General features: G+C 56.9%; 18 protein-coding genes. 6 read left to right on the top strand and 12 right to left on the bottom strand.

Annotation, left to right across the window (positions count from 1 at the left end; all coding sequences use genetic code 11):
• Positions 1-108: 108 nt before the first annotated feature.
• On the bottom strand, positions 109-1,230 hold the full coding sequence (locus tag M4951_RS17855) for a DUF1559 domain-containing protein (RefSeq protein WP_262022992.1): 1,122 nt from the start codon (positions 1,228-1,230) through the stop codon (positions 109-111).
• A gap of 223 nt (positions 1,231-1,453) precedes the next feature.
• Here M4951_RS17855 and M4951_RS17850 point away from each other — a divergent pair, with 223 nt between their 5' ends.
• The gene (locus M4951_RS17850) at positions 1,454-2,377 is read left to right on the top strand and encodes a GNAT family N-acetyltransferase (protein WP_262022991.1); all 924 of its coding nucleotides are present in this window, start codon (positions 1,454-1,456) and stop codon (positions 2,375-2,377) included.
• Positions 2,378-2,381: 4 nt separating this feature from the next.
• Here M4951_RS17850 and M4951_RS17845 read toward each other — a convergent pair whose 3' ends face one another.
• A complete protein-coding gene (locus tag M4951_RS17845; RefSeq protein ID WP_262022990.1) occupies positions 2,382-3,620 on the bottom strand; it encodes a PQQ-binding-like beta-propeller repeat protein in 1,239 nt (412 codons plus the stop codon).
• Positions 3,621-3,779: 159 nt separating this feature from the next.
• On the opposite strand from M4951_RS17845, the gene M4951_RS17840 reads away from it, so the two are divergent.
• From M4951_RS17840 to M4951_RS17830, 3 genes are all read left to right on the top strand, one after another.
• Positions 3,780-4,367, top strand: coding sequence for an HAD family hydrolase (locus M4951_RS17840; protein ID WP_262022989.1), 588 nt, complete (start codon positions 3,780-3,782; stop codon positions 4,365-4,367).
• An 8-nt stretch (positions 4,368-4,375) separates the two neighbouring features.
• Positions 4,376-4,804: an acyl-CoA thioesterase gene (locus tag M4951_RS17835; protein ID WP_262022988.1), complete on the top strand. Its 429-nt coding sequence runs from the start codon at positions 4,376-4,378 to the stop codon at positions 4,802-4,804.
• Between the two features lie 194 nt (positions 4,805-4,998).
• Positions 4,999-6,219: a HEAT repeat domain-containing protein gene (locus M4951_RS17830; protein ID WP_262022987.1), complete on the top strand. Its 1,221-nt coding sequence runs from the start codon at positions 4,999-5,001 to the stop codon at positions 6,217-6,219.
• Positions 6,220-6,249: 30 nt separating this feature from the next.
• Here the strand turns inward: M4951_RS17830 and M4951_RS17825 are convergent, their stop codons facing one another.
• From M4951_RS17825 to M4951_RS17815, 3 genes are all read right to left on the bottom strand, one after another.
• A complete protein-coding gene (locus M4951_RS17825; RefSeq protein ID WP_262022986.1) occupies positions 6,250-8,235 on the bottom strand; it encodes a redoxin domain-containing protein in 1,986 nt (661 codons plus the stop codon).
• A gap of 138 nt (positions 8,236-8,373) precedes the next feature.
• Entirely contained in the window at positions 8,374-9,702 is a 1,329-nt protein-coding gene (locus tag M4951_RS17820; protein WP_262022985.1) for a polysaccharide biosynthesis/export family protein, read from the bottom strand.
• A 10-nt stretch (positions 9,703-9,712) separates the two neighbouring features.
• Entirely contained in the window at positions 9,713-11,434 is a 1,722-nt protein-coding gene (locus M4951_RS17815) for a tetratricopeptide repeat protein (protein WP_262022984.1), read from the bottom strand.
• 414 nt (positions 11,435-11,848) lie between these two features.
• Between M4951_RS17815 and M4951_RS17810 the strand changes: the two genes are divergently transcribed.
• Entirely contained in the window at positions 11,849-12,316 is a 468-nt protein-coding gene (locus M4951_RS17810; protein WP_262022983.1) for a PleD family two-component system response regulator, read from the top strand.
• Here the strand turns inward: M4951_RS17810 and M4951_RS17805 are convergent.
• From M4951_RS17805 to M4951_RS17795, 3 genes are all read right to left on the bottom strand, one after another.
• Complete coding sequence (locus M4951_RS17805; RefSeq protein ID WP_262022982.1) at positions 12,304-12,888, bottom strand: hypothetical protein; 585 nt, start codon at positions 12,886-12,888, stop codon at positions 12,304-12,306. The genes M4951_RS17810 and M4951_RS17805 overlap by 13 nt on opposite strands.
• Before the next feature lie 8 nt (positions 12,889-12,896).
• Positions 12,897-14,010 (bottom strand): peptide chain release factor 2 gene (prfB, locus tag M4951_RS17800; protein ID WP_410050400.1). Its coding sequence is split into 2 segments (ribosomal slippage): positions 12,897-13,940 and positions 13,942-14,010, totalling 1,113 coding nucleotides; the frame shifts between segments, so codons are not numbered across the junction.
• Between the two features lie 108 nt (positions 14,011-14,118).
• A complete protein-coding gene (locus M4951_RS17795) occupies positions 14,119-15,024 on the bottom strand; it encodes an aminotransferase class IV (RefSeq protein ID WP_262022981.1) in 906 nt (301 codons plus the stop codon).
• Between the two features lie 501 nt (positions 15,025-15,525).
• Here M4951_RS17795 and M4951_RS17790 point away from each other — a divergent pair.
• Positions 15,526-16,128, top strand: coding sequence for a hypothetical protein (locus M4951_RS17790; protein ID WP_262022980.1), 603 nt, complete (start codon positions 15,526-15,528; stop codon positions 16,126-16,128).
• Positions 16,129-16,254: 126 nt separating this feature from the next.
• On the opposite strand, the gene thrS is transcribed toward M4951_RS17790, so the two are convergent.
• The 4 genes from thrS to M4951_RS17770 form a co-directional block, all read right to left on the bottom strand.
• Positions 16,255-18,261 carry a threonine--tRNA ligase gene (gene thrS, locus M4951_RS17785; protein WP_262022979.1) on the bottom strand — a complete coding sequence of 669 codons (2,007 nt, stop codon included), beginning with the start codon at positions 18,259-18,261 and terminating at the stop codon, positions 16,255-16,257.
• A gap of 207 nt (positions 18,262-18,468) precedes the next feature.
• Entirely contained in the window at positions 18,469-21,435 is a 2,967-nt protein-coding gene (locus M4951_RS17780; RefSeq protein WP_262022978.1) for a PAS domain S-box protein, read from the bottom strand.
• An 86-nt stretch (positions 21,436-21,521) separates the two neighbouring features.
• A complete protein-coding gene (locus tag M4951_RS17775) occupies positions 21,522-22,205 on the bottom strand; it encodes a hypothetical protein (RefSeq protein WP_262022977.1) in 684 nt (227 codons plus the stop codon).
• Entirely contained in the window at positions 22,202-23,440 is a 1,239-nt protein-coding gene (locus M4951_RS17770; protein WP_262022976.1) for an HD domain-containing phosphohydrolase, read from the bottom strand. The genes M4951_RS17775 and M4951_RS17770 overlap by 4 nt, the downstream gene beginning before the upstream one ends.
• Between the last annotated feature and the right edge of the window lie 223 nt (positions 23,441-23,663).

The raw sequence follows: 23,663 nt of genomic DNA, 5'->3' as shown, positions 1-23,663 counted from the left end.
GAGCGAGCCGATCCTTGGCTTGGATGCAAGGATCGGCATGGCGGTTACGCAGATTGCTTGATTCGATTCTAACGAAATCGCCGCGAAAATATCGACCGACGGTTGTCGTTAACGAATGGGAATCGGCCGACTTACTGGGACGTGGTCATCCTCTCCCGGAATATGAGGCCACGGTTTTTCGCTCGGACGGAGACAAATCGGACAAATGCCTCCCCCACCTCCTCCGTCGCCACCGCTTGGAAAATATCCGGAATCGCCGTCATCGTTGTCTGAATCCGTGGGCATTTCTCCCAATTCACTTCCGTCGCCAGCCAGCAAGATGGGGAGCCGATCGTCGCTTGGGTCCAACATGGTCATTTCCGCGAACAACAGATGCTCGCTCTGCTGTGACCAAAACGCGACATGTCCATCCGCAAAAAGGAAAAACGAGCCAAGGATGTGACTACTGGAAAAGGCGGAGTCATCAGCGTCGTTGATCGGCTGGTGAGAACTGCCGACGGCGTGAGAAAGATATTCCGCATGACCAAACCCAATTCCAGTCCATGTGGCGCGAGCCGAGCCAGACGTTCGATTGGAGCGGCGCTCGCCGGACAGAATGGTATGGCTGGTCCCGCGGAGAAAGTCACGCATCTTCGTTTCGCTGTTGTGATGAAATGGACCGCGAAACGGCTCTCCAGAAAAACGGCGTTTCGTTCCCGAGTAATTCTGGGAGACCGATAGCGGCGTCGGGCCAAAGTTGGCTACATAGTGGGACGCCGGAAGCGTTAGTAAGACGTCGCCAGAAGACTCGAAACTTAAATCTTCCTGCGAAGGGTCGCTGGGACAGGAAAAAGTGGACACGTGCTGTTGACGACTCGCGTCATTAATTTCGTGCAACATCGGCCAGTCGAGCGCCACACGATCGGCGATCGCTTCCTGCTCTAGTTGAGAAAGCAAGTGGGCGCTCCAACTCCAGCCGGTCAGCCCAAATACTTCATCCTCGCCGGTGACGGTCACGCCGATCCAACCGGGCGGCAGTCGATTTTCCACATCGTGAAACAGATGCGCGGCGAGGCCGATCTGTCGCAAATTGTTTTGGCATTGCGCTCGTCGCGAAGCCTCGCGAGCTTGCTGAACGGCAGGGATCAGCAGCGCAACGAGAGCGCCAATGATCGCGATGACGACCAGCAATTCAACCAGAGTAAATCCCCGGGACAAACGTCGCCGCTCGATGATTTTTCTGAGTCGCATGATTTTGTATTCCGACGGAAGAGAAGCGGAGGCCTCATGCAATGTAATTCGAGAACTAGCGATATGCAATGCAGATGCAGTAATTATGCATTTGCATGCGTGATGTCAAAAGTTGCGGAAATACGGAAATCAAAGCGCCAGTCAGTATTGCCGCGTCAGAGTTGACTTCGCCCCCTGCGGCAAAGGAAACTAGAGAGAGTAAATCGTTTCCGTCGGAGTCGTTATGTTCAAGATTCACACCGCCAAGCCGGAAGATGCGGCCGCGCTTGCTTCGCTGATCCACTCTTCGACCAACATGTGGTACGAGTCGCACGGCCGTGAAAAGATCTTTCTGGGGCCAGCCGAGGATTGCCGGCTGTTTCCTGAAGTGTATGAAGATCTTGATCCGGGCTGTTGTCTGGTCGCCCAAAGCGAAGCGGACGGCAGTTTGATCGGCTCATGTTTCTATCATCCGCGCAAGACGCATATCTCGCTGGGGATTATGAACGCGTCGAGTCAGTTCGCCGGCGCCGGCATCGCCAGTGCGCTGCTGGATGACATTGTCGGAATAGCCGAAGACCGTGATCTGCCGGTGCGACTGGTTTCGAGCGCGCTGAATCTTGATTCGTTCTCGCTCTACAGCCGTCGTTTTTTTCATCCTTACGCCGTTTACCAGGACATGTTCTTCCGCGTTCCGGAGGAAGGGGGATTGCCCTTGATTGATTTGCCGACCGAACGCGTGCGGCCGGCCACGTTAGACGATGTGCGCGACATCGATCGGCTGGAGCAGGAGATTTGGCAAACGTCGCGCGAAAGAGACTGGCGCTATATGATCGAGAATACCCGCGGCTATTGGCATTGCTCGGTGATCGAACGGAAAGGCGAAATCACCGGCGCCATGGCGTCGATCGGGCATCCGGCAAGCAATATGATCGGGCCCGGCGTCGGCACAAGCTCGACCGAGATCGCGGCGCTGATCGCGACGGAGTTGAGTTTATACCCTGGGCGAGCGCCGGTCGCGCTGATTCCCAGCAACAATCCAAAATTGGTCGCGATCATGTACGCGCTGGGAGGGCGAAACTGTGAGCTTCACCTGGCCCAGTCGTTGAATCAGGCGCCGATCATCGACGGAATCGTAATGCCGACCTTTATGCCGGAGACTTGCTGAAGTCTTATTTTTCGAAGCAGTATAAGTCTTTTACGGTTCGCAGATAAAGCGAATCGCCGACGGCGGCCGGTGATGCTTGAAAACCGTCCGGCAGCGAGCTTTCGGCGACCAGTTCAAACTCATCACTTGCTTTGAAGACGGTGATCTTTCCGCTTTCGTCAAAGCAGTAGAGATTGCCGCCGGCGGCGAAGAGCGAAGCGCGATAGTTACCGCCGATCCGCTGCTGCCAGATTTTTTCGCCGGTCAATGCATGAACGCAGGTCGCGATTCCTTTGTCGTCGATGATGTACATCCGGTCTCCCAGGATGATCTGTGACGGACGATAGGGGGCCCCTTTGGACATGCCCCACATGATTGCGTCATCCGGAACTTGGCCGCGTGCGGAAGGATCCATCGCGAATAACTTGCGATCGCGGTCGCCGCCGGTGATATAAACCAGGCCATTCTTAAAGAGGGGCCGCGGAGCGGCGTTCATACCGCCGTGTCGCACGCGCCAGAGTTCATCGCCGGTTTCCGGATTGTAGCAAATGGTGTCGGTCGCACTGGGCATCACCAGTTGGCGCTGACCTTCATGTTCAAACAGACAAGCGGTGCTGTACGCCTTTTTCCGGTCGCCGTTGTCGGTTCCGTAGTCAATGTTGCGGTCTTTCTTCCAAACGGTTTTGCCGGTCTGTTTGTCGAGTGCGACCACGTATTGAAAATCATATCCGTCGAAGGCGACGTAGAGATTGTGTTCATCGATGATCGGCGACGAGCCAGGACCGCGCCAATGGTCGCACGGAAGATCACGACGCTCCCAGATCGTCGCGCCAGTTTCGCTATCAAGACAAGCGGTGCCGAAGCTGCCGAAATGGACATAGATGCGTCCCTCTTCGATCGCCGGCGTGCAGGATGCGTAGCTGTTGCTTACTTCTTTCTCTTGCGGGTTCTCCGTGGTGAAGACGACGCGATCCAGCAAGATTTCGCCGGTTTGGCGGTTCAGCGCGAGCACCGATTGTGCTTTGCCATCCTCGGTCGCCGTCGTGACCCAGATGCGATCTCCCCAGACAACCGGCGAAGACCAACCCCGATCATGGATCGTAGTCTTCCATTTTAGCAATTTGGGCTCGCTGAAATCGACCGGAAGATTGTCGCTCTCCGCGACTCCATCTCCCTGCGGGCCGCGAAATTCCGGCCAATTGTCCCCCGCATGCGCTGCGGAAAACAACAGGAAAATCAAAAGGAGGGAGCACAGGCGGGACATGAATCGACTCCGTCGAGTGAGGATTAAGGGGGGGAAGATCCATTATGCGTCTTCCGCGGCCCGGGTCAACGAATTTCGGCGGCATCTCGCGGTCTACGAAAACCGAGGATTTCCAACTAGAATGGACGAACTACTTCAGCCGTAAGGAATCTACCGCCTATGCCTTTTGACGCACTGATTTTTGATCTCGACGGAACGTTGGCCGATACGATGCCCGCGCATTACATTGCGTGGCGCGCCACCATGGCGAAATACGGCATCTCCTTTGATGAGGATCGCTTCTATTCACTGGGGGGGTGTCCTAGTCAGAAGATCGTTGAATTGCTGGCGGAAGAGAAGGGGATTGTGCTCGATTCTCACTCCGTTGCGATTGAAAAGGAAGAAGCTTTTCTCCTAGAAATCGCCGAAGTGAACTCGATCGAGCCGGTTGTCGAACTGGTCCACGAATATCGGGGACGAATTCCGATGGCCGTCGCGACCGGCGCGATGCGGTATGTCGCCGATCTGATTTTGGCGCATATCGGACTGACCGGCTGCTTTGACGCTTGCGTCACTTCGGAAGACACCGCGCGGCACAAACCGCATCCCGACGTCTTTCTCGAAGCGGCTCGGCAGTTGAAGGTCGAGCCTGAACGTTGCCGCGTCTATGAAGATGCTGACCTCGGAGTCGAAGCGGGACGTCGGGCCGGGATGGAAGTGGTCGACGTACGCAATTTTTTCACGCCGCGGCGCATTACGGTTTCGTGAGGTCTCCAGTGGCGGCAATTTACGAACACGAGATCTCGGTCGCGCAGGCCGATATCGACATGCAAGGGCACGTCAACAACCTGGTTTACCTGCGGTGGATGCAAGACGCCGCGGTCGCCCACTCAGTTGCTGAGAACTGGGGCAAGCGTCGCTACGACGAACTTGGTTGCGGTTGGGTGGTTCGTGCGCATGCGATCGAGTACCTCTCACCGGCTTTCGCTGGGGAAGAACTGGTCGTACGGACTTGGTTGTCGGACTATTTCACCGCGTCGGTCTTGCGGCAGTACGAAATCTGTCGCGTCGACGATGGAAAGAAACTGGCGAAAGCGGAAACAAAGTGGGTGCTGATTGATATGATCAAACGGACCCCGCGTCGTATTCCCAATGAGATATTGGCCGCGTTCCAGCTCGCGCCGCGCGGCGAAGCCTCGGTATAAGCGGTGCGATCTGGCGAAACCTGTCCCCTCTGGCGGGGAGTCGCTGACTTCGAAATGGCTCTCTCTGGCCCGCTCGCCTATACTAAAGGCGTATCTTTCTGCATGTTTCGGTGTTGATAAAAATGGCGCACGGCGTTGTCCGGCGTCCTAAACTGAACCGGTATTCCTCGTTGTCCTCCGACCAACGACCCAACGTGAAGTTGATCTGCCGCCCCACCGCCGCGCTCTTTTTGGCCGCAACTTGTTTTGCGACGCCGGCGGTTGCGGATGTTTTTGTGCTTCAGTCCGGCGGGCGCATCGAGGGTGAATTGCTAACGCCGGCGGCCGAAACGCCGCAAGAGTTGCATGTTCGCACGAGCAGCGGCGACATGATCTTGCCGGCCGACTTTGTCGCTGAGGTGATAGAGAAGTCTCCGCAGCTGCGTCACTACGAAGCGATTTTGCCGCAGATGCCTCCGGATGTCGAAGGCAATTGGAAGATGGTTCAGTGGTGCGCCAGCAACGATTTGCCGGTGCAGCGTGAACATCACCTGCAGCAGATCTTGGCCATGGATCCCAATCATGCCGATGCTCGGCATGCACTTGGCTATATTCTCCGTCGCGGCGAGTGGATCATTCCGAATCAATGGAACCAAAATCAAGGGATGATTCGTCGCAACGGGAAATGGATGTACCCGCAAGATGTCATGTTGAGTGAGCGAGCAGAAAAGTACGAAGATGGAGCCAATGATTGGCGCGTCAAATTTCGCTCGTATCTGCTGCAGATGCGTCGCGGCGGAGAGAAAGCGGCCAAGGTGCAAGCCGAAATCGCCGCGATCAAAGACCCGCTGGCGACCCAGCCGCTGATCGACATGCTGAAAGATGACAAGTACCAGGGAATGCGCGAGCTGTTGATCGACGCGTTGGGTAATCTCGAAAACGGAGCGTCAACGCTCGCGTTGACCCAGGTTGCACTCGACGATCCGTCGGCTTCGATTCGTGATCGCGCCATCATTGTGTTGGAGCGTCGTCCTCACGAAATCGCCGCAGCTCAGCTGATCTCCCTGTTGCATAGCAAAGACAATCGCGTGGTGAATCGGGCCGCATCCGTCTTGGCGCGGCTCAAGCATCCGGCCGCGATCGATTCTTTGATCGACGCATTGGTGACGACGCATCAGTTTAAGGTGACGAAAGGAAACCCAGGCGAAACTTCCGCGTCGTTTGGCAGCGGCAGTTCAGGCGGATTTTCTTTCGGCGGCGCCAAACCCCAGATCGTCACGCAAGAGATGCGAAACGAGGCGGTGCTGCGAGCGCTGGTCGAGACGCTTCAAGAGAAGGAGTTGACCGCCAATTTTGGCTACGACGAAGCGCAATGGAAGCTGTGGAACGCTAGTCGTCAAGCGCCGTCGACGGTCGATCTGCGCCGCGACGGTTAAAGCTTTCGGCGATGACGCTCGGCACAAATGCTACTTCAGCAGGTTCATCAGCGCCGGCATTTTCTGCAGCAGCGCCACGATATCCGCTTCCACTACTTTCTTGTCCCCATCTTTGTCGAAGAAGTCGAAGTAGCGATGTCCTTTCTCGGGGACTTCATCGCGTAATATGATGCCGTCGCCGTTAGCGTCATACTTCTCCATCAGACGTTTCGCCGCTACCAGTGCGAGATCCTGCGGATCTGCTTTCACTTCGTCCTGCGGAACATAGGGACGGGCGACATCGAAGTAGCCGATCATCATTTCTTCCCAGGTCTGGTCCCCCCACTTCACCGTATCGGTGGGATCCGGATTGGCCAGGTTCCACTTCGAGTTGTCGAAATGCGCGACGCAATGGAGGACGCTGCCGACATCGAGCGGCCGGGGATCTTTCAGGCGATACGAAGTTTGCCAGTTGAAGTCATAGGCGGGGACGTCGAGGAGAATCTCGTTTTTCTTTTCCCCCTTTAGTTCGTAGCGGAATGCTTTGCCGCGCAGATGCATATGCGGCATCATCCCCAGCAATTGAGCCCCTTCCGAGGTAATCCGCGGTGAGTCGGCTTCGACTTTGTAGTTGCCGTCACCAGCCGGAATGCGAAACGAGCGATTGACAGCGCTCGTCGTTTTGACTTCGTACTCGATCTTCTTGGGGTCGGCGAAGATCAGACCTAATTCGCTTTGATCAAACTGCTCGCTACCGATCGGCGTGTAGTGAACTTGAAACACGAGTCGCGATCCGGCCGGGATTCGCTTCGCCATGCCGGGCGGAAAGGGCTCGGCGCGCATGCCGGGAACGTAGCCCACCAAGAAGCCGCGAATCCCTCCGTCACGCAGATCGCGTTCTCCGGGATTGACGGCGAAGGCCAAAATGTGATGCACGACCATGCGATTGCCCGGTCGCAATTCGGCCGCTTGCAGCCATTTGTCTTCGGTGAAACCTGGGTCGTGAATGTAGTATTGGTACTTCACTTCGCCGCTGGCTTGAACTTTGACCGGTTTCTCGGTGATTTTGATAACTTGGTCGGGCGCGGCCGGCAAGGTCCAGCCGTTGGTCGAATAGTTTAACGCAGGGGGAGCTTGCGACTTGTTCCCTTCCGGTGCTCCGGCGGCGACCCATTGCAGCAGTAACTCTTTTTCTTTCGCCGGCATCGGCCGCGCGTTTTTGAACTTGCCATGTTCGGGGGCGGCGTGCCAGGGCGGCATCCGTTTATCTTCGACCACCTCGGCGATCATCTCGGCCCAGCCGGCGACTTCGTCATACTCAGTGAGGGCAAAGGGAGCGATTTCTCCCTCGCGATGACAGCTGACGCAGCGCTTTTGCAGAATCCGCGAGACCTGATTGTGGTAGGTAACTTCGCTGTTGGGGTCTGGCTGATGAACGCGACCGATATGACAACCAAACGTTTCGGTTGTCGGCGTCGCCACGGGCCTTCCGGCGAGGACGTCCTCGATCGCATCGCGCAGTTCATGCTCGTCGGCCCGGTCGCGCACAACGCCGATTTGATACTGGTTGTCGATTCGTCCCCGATAGACAATTTTACGGTCTGCGTTTAGAACCACGACTTCCGGCGTGCGCTGTGCGCCGGCGGCGTCGGCTAGTCGATTGCCGACATCTTTTAGCAGCGGATACGAGATTTTGTGTAACCGCGCGAATGCGGCGATCTCAGTGATTGCGTCATGCTGGTTTGACATCACGCCGATGATCGCCACTTTCTTGGGGGCGAACTCATCGGACAACTCTTGCAGACGTCGACCATACAGCTTGGCCAGCGGGCATTCCGTCCCCAAAAAGGCCAGGACGACCACTCGATTCTCGCTGAAGTCAGCCAGAGCGTAATCTTTGCCCCGGAAGTCTTTCAGCTGCATATTGGCCACGACGCCGCCGATCGGCGTTCTTTCTGTGATCGAATCTCGAGCCTGTAGAGGAGAAACCAAGAAGATGGCAAGGATTATCAGCGAGAGAAAGGTCCAACGATTCATCAATTTGAGCCGGCGAAGGGGGATGGATGTACAGTATCTCTAGCGAAGTCACCTTCGCTTGTCGTACAGTAAAACCCGGCTTCGCGTCAATTGGTTTCACCTGGGGAGGAACTTTCTTGCCCCCAAGATGAGTAGCGTCTAGAACGACGAGGCGTTCCCGAAATTGACGCTGATCCCGCTAAACGGAGCTACTCCATAAATACCACGGGTAAATACCAGGTCGATAAATTCGTCCGCCCACAGGATCGGCTGTTTGGGAACAACAACAATGTCCGAGTCTCGCAGCCAAAGCTCGTCTGACGGAATCGGACGCTGCCCGTATAAAGCGCCCTTGATATCGATCTTGGTGGCGACCAAGCGCCAATCCTCGGCTCGGCGGAAGATCACCACTTCTCGCAGATTGCCCCCCACATTCCAACCGCCGGCCAAAGCGATTGATTGCATGACCGTGGTCGGACCGACCAGCTCAAACCGGCCCGGCGTCTTCACTTCGCCCAACACATAAAGATAGCGAGGAGCCCGAGCGGTCAGAATCGGCGTCACGCCGATCCCGTCGACCACTTGGGCGTAACGTTCGTCGACTTCCCGTTTCAACTCGTCCAGGGTCAAGCCTTGGGCGGGAACCGACTCGATCGCCGGCAGTTGAATGGTCCCTTCGGGAGTCACGCGGACGCTCTGTGACTGACCGCCGCGGCCTGCACGGCTATCGACGGTAGCTCGCAAGTCTTCCAGCTTGGTGTTTACCTGGAGCGGTGTGACCGTAATCGCGGGCACTTTGTAGTAACGCTTGTACTCCTTATCGAGCATGTCGGTCAATTCGGTGACCGTCTTGCGAGCGGCGTGCACCTGACCCAAGAGCAGCACGGTGATCGAACCATCGGGCTGAATCACGAGATCGCGATTCAAATTGGGATCGGTCAGCGATTCGACGCGGACCTGATCGCCGACATTCAAGCGATAGGGGGTCGTCATCTCGTTGCGAGTTAAGCGATAGACGAATTCCAACTCGTCATCGACCCGCAAGCGGTACTCGGGGACATGCTGCAAACGGGCGGGGCCGACGTATTCGCCTTGAGCGAAGATTTGCCAAGGGATCGGGCGGCGCGCGTTCCAATGCAGTTCTCCTTCGCAAACCGGATCAGCCGAGTCGACGCCGACTTTGACTGGGCTATTCTGCAGTTGCGCCGGCGAAGGGCAAGGAGCGCAGTTGGGAGGTCCCGCGCACAGCATCACCTGATTTTGTGCGAGCGATTGATCCCAAGTCACGATTGCAGCGCCAACGTTTGCCGTATCGGACGAGGGGTTTGCGACTTGTACTTGCTTGACGATCGCTTGCGGCGCGGACGTGGCGCGGTCTTCGCCAGGCGTCAATGCAAGGCCCAGCCCACCGGAAAGGAGCAGCAATCCGGCGATCGCGGCTAGCGAGCGGCCGGCACGTGACGGTTGTTGAGCGAAATTTTGGTTCATGCCGTGCGACTTAACGTTGCTGAGAAGGTTGCGGTTGGCGACTGACGTCAGGACGCTGCGGACCGATCGCGGTCGCGTCGGTGCGTTGCTGTGCAGCGAACGCTTCGGGAGAAATCCAGCGGACAAAGTTGCTCTTCGGGGCGACGCCGCCGTTGGCGATGGCGTATTGCGCTTCTTGACGAGCCAGCTTCGCCAAATCTTGTTCGCCAAGCATCTCATGCACTTTGGCGAGATTGTTCCAGGTCTCCGCCAGCGAATGTTGACGTAGACCGCTGATAAACACCTGTTTGGCGTCGGTCAACTGACCATAGCGGGCCAGCATCACTCCCAACTCGTTGGCGGCCATGATATTTTGCGGATCGGCCAGGAACGCCGATTGATGCAACGCGATCGAGCGAGGGCCGATCAGCGCTTTGTCACCGCCGCTGCCCGATTTCAAAAAGGGCTGCAACTTGGCCAGTCCATATAAAGCGGCGGACGCTTCGGGAACGCCGCCACAGGCCAGCGCCAGCCGATCTTGAGCATGGGAGAAGTATTGCTGCGCGGCGACCAACGGCGTGAGTTGGGTTGCGTCGACGTTCTTTAGAATCGGCGTCCGGTGCGATTGAATCAAGAGTGGCAAGTTGATGTTCGCTTCCAACTGCGATCCCTCTGGCACAAAGTCGCTGGCTTCATCCAACGCGAGCAATCCTTCCGCCAACGCATCGCTGTATTGATGCGTATGCCGTTCGGTATCGAGCGTTTGCGTCAGCAGCCGGAGCGCTTGAATTAGTTCGGCGCGGGCCGAGAAAAAGGCGCCGCGTTGAGCGAGCGAAAACCCATGTTCGACCAACGACTGGGCCCGACCGCGAACGGCGGTCATCGCGTGTTGGTCCAGCATGTTGTTGCGTTGCGGCGGCGGAACTTCATTAAACGCCTGCGGCGGAATTGCGATCCGCGGCGACGAAGTCGGCTCTGAAAGAACTGGCGCAGATTGCACCAGCGGCGCCGCTGGCGGAGGGGGCAAATGCTGCGGTTGTGCTTCCGGCTTCGCTTCGAGACGCGGCATGAAGACCGGCGGTTGTGACGAAAGTTCCGGCGGCTTCGCCATTTCGGGGAGCGAGCGCATCTCGTGCGGCGGTTGCGGTTGGCTGGGGACTCCCGGCTGCAGCGGAAATAGTTCCAGTTCTTCCTGAGCGAGTTCCGGCGTCCGTGCTGCCGGCGTCGGCTCTGGATTTTGGCTCCACCGCGAGCCTTCGATCTGTGACGGCCCCATATGCGGCGCTTCGAGAGATGGCCCGGAGACTTGCGGTTCTTCCAGCGAAAACGACGATTCCGGCTCTTCCAGACGCGGTTCCGGAATCGCGACCGGTCGGGGGGCGGTCTGCGGTTGCGCTTCGATCAGCGGCATATATCGAGGCGCCGCAGGAACCGGCTCTGGCTCGGCGGCTTCCTCAACATCGGCCGCTTCGGGCAGCGGAGGAAGTCCAATCACCGACGACGCGAAGGGAGTTGGCAACTGCGTTAGCAAATAGGGATTCTCGATCGTTTCCTGATCGGTGGACGAGATTTCGAGCGCCACGGGACGAACGTCGGCCGGCAACTGAAATCGACGCGGCGTTTCGATCGCATTCTCTTGCGAAAGTCGATCGGTTGTTGATGCGACCGGCGCATCAGAGCACCCCGCAAACGCGGCGAGCGTAGCGGCGGCGAATGCCGTTGGTCCCATCCAAATTGGGTGTCTGCGATCCATCTTGATTCCGTTCGGGGAGTGCCCGTATCGCGTCGGACTCCGCCGACGCATTGACCCTGCGGTCGTAAGCATCGGCCTGTTTCGTCACGTGCATTCACTCAAACCGATCGGATCAGAACGTCCCGACTAGGCGTCGCAGGCATAGGCCGAATACTCGCTATAACTCTCAGGTCTGTTTGAAATGTGGAGTCGTTTGAACGAAAAAAACGCGTAATTCCGTACCTTCGCTACGACCGTTACAAACAATTCGAAGTAGGGCGGATTCTTTAAGAATCTGCTTTCCTTTCCCCCCATCAGTAGCGTCGCGTTCTCGAAAATCGGCCTATAAATCTTCAGGTTCCTTGTGATGAGGCAGCATCGCTGGATCGCCGTAATCCTGCACTTTGACGTGTCGCTCAAGTGAGAGTAATTTTCTTGGATACTACAAAACTGCCCGTACGCATCATGATTGTCGATGACGATCGTCTCATGCGATTTTTACTGACCGAAATTCTCAACGATGCGGGCTTCGAAACGCGCACCGCGGAGAACTGCAAGCAAGCGCTGATATTGTTTGACGAGTTCGAACCGGATCTCGTCTTCTGCGATTGGGAATTACCAGACGCGGCGGGAGTCGATTTCGTCCGGCATATTCGGTACGTTCAGCAAGATCGACGGCCGTTCATCATGATGGTCTCGGCGCATCAAAGCTCGAGTGCGCTAGAGCTCGCTTTGAACGCCGGCGCAAACGACTTTCTCTCGAAGCCGATCAAAAAAGAAGAGCTGTTGGCTCGCACCGCCGAAGCGCAGCGCGTTCAATACCTGGAGCAGCAACTGCGAGGACTTGAGCTTTCGGGTCATCTAACCGTATCGCGTGGATACTACTCGCTTTACGCGAGTTGAAAAGAATAACGCCACTCGATCGTCTTCGGAAACGGCATTTGATCGACAGCTGCGTTGATTTCAAAGCCGGATGACTTCGCCGGAAATTCTGGCGCTGGATAGTGATCAAACAGCGATTGTCGCACCAGAAGTCGCATGTCGCCTGCGGCCCAACTCCATGTGTAGGCGTCGACGTGACTTGGTTCGACGGCATCGCCAAGCAAGCTGGCGTAGCGACTGCTGATCTGCGCAGGATGGATCTTCATCCGGCAAGCGACGTGAAACTCGATACGGCGTTCTGCGGCGAACGTTTCAACCGTGACCGACCAGTGGCTTTTGCCGGCCTGTCCAACGCCAAGCGCGACTGCGCCAGTCGAGCGTTGTTCGATGCTTAATTGCTGAATCGGCGGACTATCGGGCCACTCTTCGGCGTCGTCTCCTTCCAACGAAACCAGGCAAGGGAGGATTTCGTCGCCTGCAACGGTCGAGACGACATGACCAAACCGATCGCCGCGGCGCGGAAAGCTGACGAAGAGACCGCGACCGTTCGAATCGATCGCGTCGACAAATTGAATGTCACTCTCACTGGACATGATCGTTCCTATTTTCCTTCTTTATCCCCTTGGCCGACGCGCCAGCGCAGGTAAGCGTCGAGAAAGCCTTGAATATCCCCATCCATCACCGCATGAAAACTGCCGACATAGTGCCCGGTCCGCGCGTCTTTTACGCGTTGATCGGGATGCAAGAAATAGTTGCGGATTTGCGAACCGAAGCCGACCTTGGCTTGCGTTTTGTAACGGGCTGCCTCTTCCGCTTCGCGTCGTTCTTCTTCAATTCTTGCAATTCGCGAACGCAGCATTTTCCACGCCTGAGCCCGGTTTTTATGCTGGCTGCGTTCGTTCTGGCACTGGACGACGACACCGGTCGGGATATGCGTCAATCGAATAGCGCTATCCGTTTTGTTGACGTGTTGCCCACCGGCGCCGCTGGCGCGGTAGGTGTCGATACGGACATCTTCTTCATTGATCTCGACTTCTTCACTGTCGGGGATTTCGGGAGATACGTCGACCGCCGCAAAGCTGGTTTGGCGTTTCCCTTCTGAGTTGAACGGGCTGATCCGCACCAGACGATGCATTCCGCTCTCCCCTTTTAAGTAGCCGTACGCCATGACGCCGCGAACCGCGAACGTGGCGCTGTTGATGCCGGCTTCTTCGTTGTCGGCGCGGTCGATCAATTCGACGGTATAGTCGTTCTCGGCGGCCCAGTGCGAATACATCCGCAACAACATCTCGGCCCAGTCGTTGGCGTCCGTTCCCCCATCCCGCGCATGAATCGACACCAGCGCGCCGCAGGCGTCATGCTGACCGTTGAGCAGCGCCTTGAGCTCGAGCTGATCCAGCTCCGATTCGAGTCGTGCGACTTCGGCTTTCGCTTCGGCGTCGAACGAGTCATCCTCTTCCGCCATTTCAAGCATCGCGTCAAGATCGCCCACGGCGCCGGCGCATGCATCCAGCGGTTCCAGGATCGACTTCAGCGATTTCAACTGGCCGACGACGGTTTGTGCGATCTCTTGATTATCCCAAAAGTCGGGCGCAGCCATTTTCGCTTCGGTCGCCGTCAGCGTCTCTTTTTTAGAGGCGTAGTCAAAGACTGTCCTGAAGCTGCGTCAAACGTTGACGTATCGTTTCGGCACGGTCGATCGTATCGCGGTCCATCGTTTTGGTTCGCCCTAGAGGACAACAGAGGGATGTCAGAACACCGCATTGTACTCGCCGACGCGGCGGACGACGAGGACCGTTTTCGCAGTGGAAAAATCGGAAAAATCAATCTCGCCGTGCAAATTGGGCGGCTTGGGCGCGAATGTCGAGTCCGACCGATTCGCCCCACGCCGAAATCAGACGCTCAAACACCGGACCCGGCTTGCCGCTGCCGACCTGTTTGCCGTTCCAGCGATGACAAGGAAGCACGCACGGCGACGTGCTGGTCAGTAATATCTCGTCCGCTCGCGCCACGTCGGCCGGCGTCATCGGCCGCTGGTTGTAGGCGATCCCCAGTTGCCGCGCGTAGTCTTCCAGCGCGGCGATACTAATCCCTGGCAAAACCAAGTCACGCGGGGGTGCGACCAATCCTTCTCCCGCGAAATGAACGACCAGATTGGCGGTCGTCGCTTCCATGACGTGACCATCTAGATCCAACAAGACGGCGCGCGATTTCGCTTCGATTTTCTGCGCTTCGAGATCGGCCAGGTAATAGTGAACCCGCGAACGGACCTTGAGTTGCCGCGGCCAACATTCGACCGGCGTTTGCCGAGTTGGCGGGACGACCAACGCCTGACCGGCGACAAACTTGCTGGCGAACCCGCCAAACGCAATCGGGCGAGAATGAATGCAAACCATGGGGGATTTTCCCGGGTGATCCATGCTTCCCGGGGTAATAAACATTGCAACCCCCAAGTCATCTCCCGGAGCCAGCAGCGGATGGTTGTGGGCGACGATCTCTTGGACCACTTGGGACAAGTCGGCGTCGGTATAGGGGATCTCAAGTCCCACAATCGCCAGACTGTCGCGAAGTCGCGCCAGGTGTTGCTCGAGCCGAAATACTTTTCCGCCGAATGTTCGCAGCTGCTCGACGATCGTCGTCCCCATGACGAAGCCAAGGTCATCGATCGGGACGGAAAGTTCGGAGAGCGGGATCCATTTGCCGGTATGAAATGCGATTGGTCGCGTCATGCCAAATTCTTTAGTTGCGGATTAAATACCTACCGCAACTCTAACGGTTCCACCAAAAAAGTGGAGTCCCCGCACGACCAGTTTTAATCGCTGGCGTTCAAAGAAGACGTCGCCGCTAGACATAGCTCCGACGAGGGTCACCACCCGCCGCCGACCACCTGCCAGGCGATCGCCATCATCATGCCGGCGGCCGCGAGTAGGAAAGCCCACTTGACCGCTTCTCGAGTTCGTTGAATCCGTGTTTTGGCATACATGGTTCGGCTCCAAAAGGAAGATCCGCAGAGGCCCTTTTCTTCTAGTATAGAAAATGCAGAGCTCCCTTGGCTACGAAAATTCATGGGCAGGTTTACCCGAAAATCACCATAACCCGTACAAAACGGCATGGATCTCACTTCGTATCGCAGAGGATCACGCCAGGAGTCTCGGTCCTCCCTCGTCAAATGCTAGGTTTGAGATGACTCTTTTCCTTCGGCGGCATTGTTCGATTAAGGTGCGTAGCTCATGTGGATATTTGACACCTTTTACGGTTTGTCCTTACCGAGCTCGGGCAGCGGCTACGGCGCGATTGAGGTGAATACCAAGTACGTACCGCAGCGCAGCATCGCCGTAGTGACGTTCAAAATGATCGTCTCCCTGGCGATGTTGGGGGGCGCTGGCTATTGGCTCTTTCGACAGCCGTACCTCCCCGATTCGCTGGTATCGCGACTCGCGATCATCGCTGGCGTTGAGTTGATCTATGTGGGAATCGCCTTCTTTATCGTCCCTCGGCCCAACAATAACGATGTGGGCTATCTTGGCGGACTTGTCAACAATCCGTTTCGCTATTCGGACAATTACAATCGCTCTCTACGAACATGGAGCATACTGTTGGGGCCTGGGCGATTTGTCAGTACTTCCTTGCTCGACTTCGGGGCGCTCTTGGGGGTGATCCAAGAGGATCCCACCGAAGAGATGCAATTTGCGAATGAAATGGGATTGGAGAACGGCGAGTTTGCTGGGAGCAGTCTTTCGAGCGTTACCTGCACCGATATCGAAGTTCCCAGCGAGCAAGCGTCCCCTGCTAAACCGGCGATAGGCGCCGTGAACCGCGGCGATTTCGACTAGCGTTCCGTCCTCTCTAAATTTTCGGGCGCCCAATATTTAGAGAGGGCGGAACGCTAGTTCGAAGTAAAAAACGCCGACCATCTGGTCAGCGTTTTTGTTTTAAATATCGTGTTGCTTGACGGGCGATCAATATTCGTCGGTCGTGCCGGTAGCCGCAGTTCCTAATCCGGCGGAACCGGTAAAGACCTGACGCACTTTGCGTTCGGCGACTTCCTGCTTTAGCTTATCGATCGCCTCGGCGACTTTCATTGATCCCAGATCGCCATCAATGCGATCGCGGACGGCGACCGATTCGGTCTCCATTTCGCGTCCGCCGATGACAAACATGTATGGGATCAGTTCCAGCTGGGCGTCCCGAATTTTGGAGCCGATTTTTTCAGGGCGATAGTCCCCTTTGACGCGGAAGCCCGCCTGCTTGAGTTCGGCTTCGACTTTGCGAGCGTATTCTTCAAACTTCTGACTGACGACCAGCACGCGTACTTGCTCGGGCGCGAGCCACAGCGGAAAGGCGCCCGCGAAATGCTCGATCAGCACGCCCATGAAACGTTCGAGCGAGCCGAACGGAGCTCGGTGAATCATCACCGGGCGGTGCATCTGATTATCGGCGCCAACGTACTCTAGCGCGAAGCGTTCGGTGCTGGGCAAGTTGTAGTCCAACTGCACGGTGCCGAGTTGCCACTCGCGACCAAGACAATCGTTGACGACAAAGTCGGCCTTGGGACCATAGAAGGCGGCTTCACCGGCTTCGGCGACGGCGTCGATTCCCATGTTTTTGCAAACCGAAACCAGCGACTGCTCGGCCCGATCCCAAACTTTGGAATTGCCGACATACTTGCCGTTATCAGGATCGCGGAAACCAAGTCGCACGCGATAGTCGGTCAGCCCCAGGCTGTTCAGCACATACTGGGTCATCTCGATGCACTTGCGGAACTCTTCTTCGACCTGCTCTTCCATGCAGAAGATATGGGCGTCATCCTGACAGAACCCGCGGACGCGAGTCATGCCGTTCAACTCGCCCGATTGCTCGTAGCGATAGACGGTGCCGAATTCCGACAAGCGGACCGGCAACTCGCGATAACTGCGCGGCCGGTTCTTGTAGATCATGATGTGATGCGGGCAGTTCATCGGCTTGAGAAGATATTCTTCGTCATCCGAAACGTGGATCGGCGGGAATTGGCTCTCTTTGTAGTAAGGATAGTGCCCTGAGGTCTTGTAAAGATCGACCTTGCCGATGTTCGGGGTATACACCGATTCGTATTCGTGCTTCTTCAATTGCTCCGAAACGAAGTCGGTCAATTGTTGTCGCACGACGGCGCCCTTGGGGAGCCACAAGATCAGCCCTTGGCCGACCAGCGGATTGATCGCGAACAGTTCGAGCTGTTTGCCCAAAGTGCGATGGTCGCGGCGTTTCGCTTCTTCCAGCTTCTCGAGATGAGCGGCCAGGTCATCTTTGTTGAAGAACGCCGTCGCATAAACGCGCTGCAGTTGCTTGTTGTCGGAGCTTCCCTTCCAGTAGGCGCCGGCGACCGAGAGGAGCTTGTACGCGCCGATCGACTTGGGACGAGGAACGTGGGGGCCGCGACAGAGATCGATGAACTCTCCCTGACGATAAAACGACAAGGTATCGTGACCCGACAAGCCGGTTTCGATATGTTCGATCTTGTAATGCTGGTCGATATCTTTGACGACCGCTAACGCGCCTTCCCGCGACTCTTCGATTCGCTCAAACGGCTCGTTCTCTTTGATGATCTTCTTCATCTCCGCTTCAATTGCCGGGAAGTCTTCCGCGGTCAACTTATGCTCGAGATCAAAGTCGTAGTAGAACCCCCCTTCGATGGTCGGGCCGAAGGCGAGCTGCACGCCGTCAAACAGACGCATGACGGCGCGGGCCATGATATGGGCGCAGCTGTGTCGCATCACGCCGAGCGCTTCTTTGTCTTTGTTGGTCAGCAGCCGCAGATTGACCGAGCCCTCGGTCGGCAGCGGGGCGTCAAACCCGACGGTCTGTCCGTCGATTTGGGCCGCCAACGTAGCCTTTGCGAGGCCAGCGCCAATGTCGGCGGCGACGTCCATGGGAGTGATTGCGATGTCGTAAGATTTTACGTTGCCGTCAGGAAGATGAACCTCGAGCATGGACCTGTCATTCTTAGAAGAACACGCGTCTGGCGTCGTCGGCCGGCGTCGAAACAAAGGACGTCTGAAAGCCGAAACCGCCGTAGAGTGGCAGTATAAAGGGCTGACGCTGCGCCTCCTAGAGCGAGTCTGCAGCGTACTCCCCTCGACAGGCGGTTTCGTCCGCTAGCAGGCCCAAAAAACTACGGTAATTTTGGGGACGCCAACTTAGATGCTGGGGTTCGCAGCGTGCGGCCGATTGCCGGTCGAATCTTCCAAACGCGGCAACATTTTGAAGAGTCGCTCATGATCGGTCAAAATCGCTGCGCCGCGATCGGGGCTCGGCGTTTGTTTTTGCGATCGCGCCGATTCTTCCATCGCACTAGCAATTTCGTAGAGCGACCGGAAACCGCAGCCTCCGCTGGCGCCTCGCAAGCGATGCGCCAGCATTTCGACCTTCGCCCAATCGGCGTTTTCGGCCGCCTTTAAAATGTCCGAAAGCGATTCCGGCAGCGTGATGACAAATTGATCCACCACCGGCGCGAGCATCGCCAGCGAAGGAAGCACGTCGGAGACGAGCGGCTGGTCGCTGGTCGGCGAGTGCTCGGCGATTTCTTCAGACCGATCGACTGTCGGCTGCAGGGGCGACTCGTCCGGCGTCACGGCGGTCGCGGGCAAGTTGCGCCGGATGGTCGTTAACAACTGTTCCAGCATCACCGGCTTGCTGACATAGTCGCTGCAACCCGAATCAAGACATTGGCGGCGATCCGAAGCCATCGCATGCGCGGTCATCGCGATGATCGGAACTTCGCAGCCGGTGGCGCGTAAACGTTCGCTGGCCGCGTATCCGTCGAGCACCGGCATCTGCATGTCCATCAGGATGACGTCAAACTGACTCGCATCGAAAACCTGGAGCGCCATCTGACCGTTCTCGACAAAGGTCAACTCGAAACCGAGCGGCGTCAGCATGTTTTCGACCAGCAGGCAGTTAATCGGTCCATCTTCAGCGACTAGAACGCGAATTCCGGCAAACTGCAGCGGACCATCTGGCGTCGAGTCGTTTCCGCCTGCGCTCTGGTCAGCGAGTTGCCCAGCGCCAGACAGAGTTTCCTGATGACGCGGTGCGGCGATCGTCACGGTAAACTTGGCGCCGGCGCCAACTTTGCTTTCGACCGAGACATCGCCTCCTAGCAGACGTGCGATGCGACGGCAGATCGCCAATCCAAGTCCGGTTCCGCCAAATCGTCGGGTCGTCGTTGCGTCCGCCTGGGTGAACGGGTCAAAGATGAGGTCTAACTTCTCTTCGGGAATGCCGATGCCGGTGTCGCGGATTGCGAAAACCAGCTGCTGCCGGGGAGCGTTCCAGCGGGCCTCGATCGAAACGGAGCCAAATTGCGTAAATTTGATCGCATTACCGATCAGGTTGGTCAACACTTGGCGGAGGCGAACCGAATCGGTGATGACTTGCGGCGGCACTTCGCCGCACCATTCGCATTCGAGTCGCAACCCTTTCTCGTCCGCTTTAACGCGTAAGATCGAAACGACTTCGGCGACTATCTGTTGGGGATCGCAAGGGAGCGATTCCGTTTCGAGCTTTCCGGCTTCGATCTTGGATAAATCGAGCAGATCGTTGATCACGTCCAGCAAGTTTCGCCCGCTGGTGCGAATGATCTGCAGATATTCGTCTCGTTTTTGCGGATCGTTCGCCGCACCGCGAATTAACAGATCGGTAAAGCCGAGCAGTCCGTTGAGCGGAGTACGGATTTCGTGGCTCATGTTGGCCAGAAATTCGCTTTTCGCGGCGCTGGCCGCTTCGGCGGTCTCTTTGGCGCGGCGCAACTCCGCTTCATGTTTCCTACGGTGGGTCACATTGGTTTGCGTCGCAATAAATTGAATCAAACGTTGCTGTTCGTCGAACACCGGTTCGATTTCGAGGGCGACCCAGTATTTCTCGCTTTGTTTCGAGTAGTTGACGATTTCGACGCTAACCCGCTCGCGCGATCGCAATCGTTCGCCGATATAGGCCGCCGTGTTTGGATCTGTCTCGGGACCTTGGAGCAGAGTTCCCGGTTTCTTGCCGACGACTTCGGGCAGGGCGTAGCCGGTCAACTTCGTGAAGGCGTCATTGACCCATTCGATGCGACCGAATTCGTCGGCGATGATGACCGATTGTCGAGCTTTGGCCGCTACGAGGGAGAGTTTGCGAATTTCGCGGTTGGACTTTTCCAGAGCTTCGCGCGCCTTCTGCTCTTCTCGAATATCTTCGATCACGACGACAAAGTAGGCGTCGTCGCGAATCACGGAGATCGTCAAACGGACCCAGATCGGTTCGCCGCTCCGGTTGAGGTAGCGTTTCTCGAAGCAAGCTTCTTCGAATTCGCCGTTCAGAAAGCCTTGCAAATGGCGATCGTCGATCTCTTGGTCTTCTGGGCTGGTCACATCCGCAAAGGTGAGTCGTTGCAACTCTTGTTCGCTGTAGTCCAGCATCTTACAAATTTTATTGTTGGCGCGCAGCCAATAGCCGTCGAAGCCAATATGAGCGACTCCCACCGCAGCGTATTCAAACGTCGCTCGAAAGCGGGCTTCGTTGTGCTCGGCGAAACGTTTGGCGATGGCGAGTCGTTCCAACGCCAATTCGGTTTCGGTCGTCTTGATCGCCAAAGCGCGTACTTCGGCCTGACTTTGGCGAATGGAAAGGATCAGGAAAATGTCTTCAAATATCACCCATGCCGCATGTTCCAGCCAACGCCAGTTGCTGGCGGCGGCGATGCCGAAGATACTTTCCGGCCACAATAGACCTCGAATCAGATGATCGATGGCGACGATCAAGGTCGCAGGGATCAAGACGCGGATATCGCGATAGGCGGCCAAAAAGGCGAGCGATCCAAAGACGTAAAAATGCGTTTCAATTCGGCCGCCGGAGAGATGAATCAGCAGCGATACGAAAAACATTTGGCTGCACCCGATCACCATTCGCGTGCTGAGCCTGCCGGGACGATATACGGCCAAAGCGCACGGCAGCAGACAGCAAAGGCCTCCCCCGAGGATCGCGAACCAAACGTGCGGATGGATGTAGCTCGATTCTCCGGCCCAAGCCAAGGGAGAGACGAAGATCGTGAAGAGGATGCCGACAATCCATTGAAACGGCATCAAGTAAGCGAACAGGTGATCCGTGTTGCAATAGTTCTTGGTCATCTGAAGTTCGAAGCGTCGACGTACCGCCGCATCGAATGCAGTTAAGGTCTCCGCGTTGCGAAGTGCTTCCAGCGACATTGCATTACCTAGGGAAGGGATACCTGGTTTGGATCGAGCGGCGCTGCAGCGCCTGATTCTTCTCGCGAGCTTGGTTCAGGCAAGCAAAGCCGGCAGCCAAAGACGGGGGGCTTCGCTGTTGGGAACGCAGCTCCGGTCAACGCATTGACAAGGGAGGCTCGCCCTACATTGTTTCCTGCATGCCCCCGTGACTCAGTGACGCCGCCGGTGAAAAGGAGATCGCCTGAGGAGGCGAAGGCCATGACGTGTCCGCTGGAAGCGACGCCGAACTTGTTCGATTCGACTCCGCCGATATCGAAGACCACGCTGGCGTTGGGGAGTCGCTTCCCACGTTCGACATTGCTGGCCCCTGTCCATTGATCGTCGTATTGCGTGGGAACAGTGGCGATGACCAGCACACGCGGCTTGCGCGCGGCAGGCGTATCGGAGATCGCTTGCTCCAACTCGGTTAGCGAAGCGGCGGAGCAGGGGCAGCGGGGATGTAAAAATAGCAGTACGGTCGGTCTGTCGTCAGCCAAGGTTAAGTTCGAGTCGCTTGGCCAGGCTGCGATCGACTGAGCTTCGCCATCGATCTGGTAAGAGTAGGCGGTCATGCTCCACCAGGCCGCGCAGATCGCGACTCCCCACCCGACGAAGATCGCCGAGAGAGTCCATTTCCAGCGAAGCGAATTTACGTCGGGCGATTGATTCACTCTGCGCTGTCTCGCAAAAGTTCGGCGATCCAAAGGACTTCGGGCAGCGCTTCTACGAACGCATCGACCATTTCGGGATCGAACTGTTTTCCCCTTTGTTCGCGAATCATTGCGACGCAATCGTGCGGGGGAATCGGGTCTTTGTAAGGTCGTTTGCTCGACAACGCGTCAAACACGTCGGCGACGGCGACGACGCGCGCTTCGACCGGAATGTCGGCGCCTGCCATGCCTTCAGGATAGCCGGCGCCATCCCAACGCTCGTGATGACTCTGCGCGATCCGCGAGGCGACTCGTAGCAGGTCGGCGTTCGCTTGGCCGGTTTCTCCGGTGGTGAGATCAGCAATGACGAAGCCCCACTGTTTTTCGGGCTCGACAATCGAACGTCCCCATTCGGTATGACGTTGCATCAGTTGTCGTTCTTCGTCCGTCAGTTTGCCTGGCTTGTGCAAGATCGAATCGGGGACGGCGACTTTGCCGATGTCGTGCAACGGCGCCGCGGCCTGAATCATACGGACCATTTCGGACGGCAGACCTGCGTTGCGAGCGATCAGGCCGGCGTAGCGCGCAACGCGCAGATTATGATTGCCGGTTAATTCGTCACGGAACTCAGCAGCGCGGGCCAGACAAGCGATGATCAAACCTTGCGTCCGTTCTAACTCGTGCGTACGCAGTTGAACGAGATGTTCGAGTTGTTGGTTTTGATCGCGTAACCAACGTTTCAAATGTTCGGCGCTAAGGACATTGCGAATACGAGGAATTAATTCCTCGGCAAGGATCGGCTTTTGCAGAAAATCGGTGGCTCCCAACTCCAATGCGTCGCGGCGATGGGATACGTCGGACGAGGCCGTGAGCAATATGACTGGAGCCAACAATTGTTCGGAGGGCGCGGTAATTTTCCGGAGGAATTGCAGACCGTCCAACTCCGGCATCATCAAGTCAAGCAGAATCAGATCTGGCGGATCGGTGCGAACGACCTCCAACGCCGTTTGCGGATTTGAGTAGAACTCGATTTGTTCAAATCCCTCACTGCGCAGGTATGCCTCGGCGAGGGCCAAATTAATCGGCTCGTCATCGATCGCCATGATCCGCTTTTGTCGCAGGTCATGATCGTCGAATTGCAATTCGCCTGGCGGATGGGGCGCAACCCCCTGTTTTGTTGCGGCCTCGCTCTCTCGCTGCATCGATGGCGGCAAGCCTACCGATGCGCAGGTGAGTGCGGAAATTGAGGAATCCATATGCATCTGTCATTGTCGTGTGGAGATCTGCCCTCGAACGAACAAGCTCCAACAGGGGGCGTGTCGTTCGATGCGTCAATATTTCCAACCAGCCGCACCGTTCTTTGGCGTAAGCGGCTGGCAGAGTTGAGGTGACGTCTCTAATCAGAAGGTAGGACGAAACTTGGACGTGGCTTCTCCAGCAGCGGTGAAGCGCGGCAGGGATGTGGAAAGGCGAAACCGA

This window comes from Blastopirellula sp. J2-11 (assembly GCF_024584705.1).
Classification (GTDB): domain Bacteria; phylum Planctomycetota; class Planctomycetia; order Pirellulales; family Pirellulaceae; genus Blastopirellula.
Note: the sequence above shows the minus strand (reverse complement) of the source record. Positions and strands in the feature narration are given on the sequence as shown.

Excerpts from the sequence above, each read along its gene's own strand:
- M4951_RS17790 (WP_262022980.1), top strand. The coding sequence starts at position 15,526 with ATGTGGATATTTGACACCTTTTACGGTTTGTCCTTACCGAGCTCGGGC.
- M4951_RS17825 (WP_262022986.1), bottom strand. The coding sequence starts at position 8,235 with ATGAATCGTTGGACCTTTCTCTCGCTGATAATCCTTGCCATCTTCTTG.
- M4951_RS17815 (WP_262022984.1), bottom strand. The coding sequence starts at position 11,434 with ATGGATCGCAGACACCCAATTTGGATGGGACCAACGGCATTCGCCGCC.
- M4951_RS17845 (WP_262022990.1), bottom strand. The coding sequence starts at position 3,620 with ATGTCCCGCCTGTGCTCCCTCCTTTTGATTTTCCTGTTGTTTTCCGCA.
- M4951_RS17795 (WP_262022981.1), bottom strand. The coding sequence starts at position 15,024 with ATGACGCGACCAATCGCATTTCATACCGGCAAATGGATCCCGCTCTCC.
- thrS (WP_262022979.1), bottom strand. The coding sequence starts at position 18,261 with ATGCTCGAGGTTCATCTTCCTGACGGCAACGTAAAATCTTACGACATC.
- M4951_RS17850 (WP_262022991.1), top strand. The coding sequence starts at position 1,454 with ATGTTCAAGATTCACACCGCCAAGCCGGAAGATGCGGCCGCGCTTGCT.
- M4951_RS17855 (WP_262022992.1), bottom strand. The coding sequence starts at position 1,230 with ATGCGACTCAGAAAAATCATCGAGCGGCGACGTTTGTCCCGGGGATTT.
- M4951_RS17840 (WP_262022989.1), top strand. The coding sequence starts at position 3,780 with ATGCCTTTTGACGCACTGATTTTTGATCTCGACGGAACGTTGGCCGAT.
- M4951_RS17770 (WP_262022976.1), bottom strand. The coding sequence starts at position 23,440 with ATGGATTCCTCAATTTCCGCACTCACCTGCGCATCGGTAGGCTTGCCG.
- M4951_RS17805 (WP_262022982.1), bottom strand. The coding sequence starts at position 12,888 with ATGTCCAGTGAGAGTGACATTCAATTTGTCGACGCGATCGATTCGAAC.
- M4951_RS17820 (WP_262022985.1), bottom strand. The coding sequence starts at position 9,702 with ATGAACCAAAATTTCGCTCAACAACCGTCACGTGCCGGCCGCTCGCTA.
- M4951_RS17780 (WP_262022978.1), bottom strand. The coding sequence starts at position 21,435 with ATGACCAAGAACTATTGCAACACGGATCACCTGTTCGCTTACTTGATG.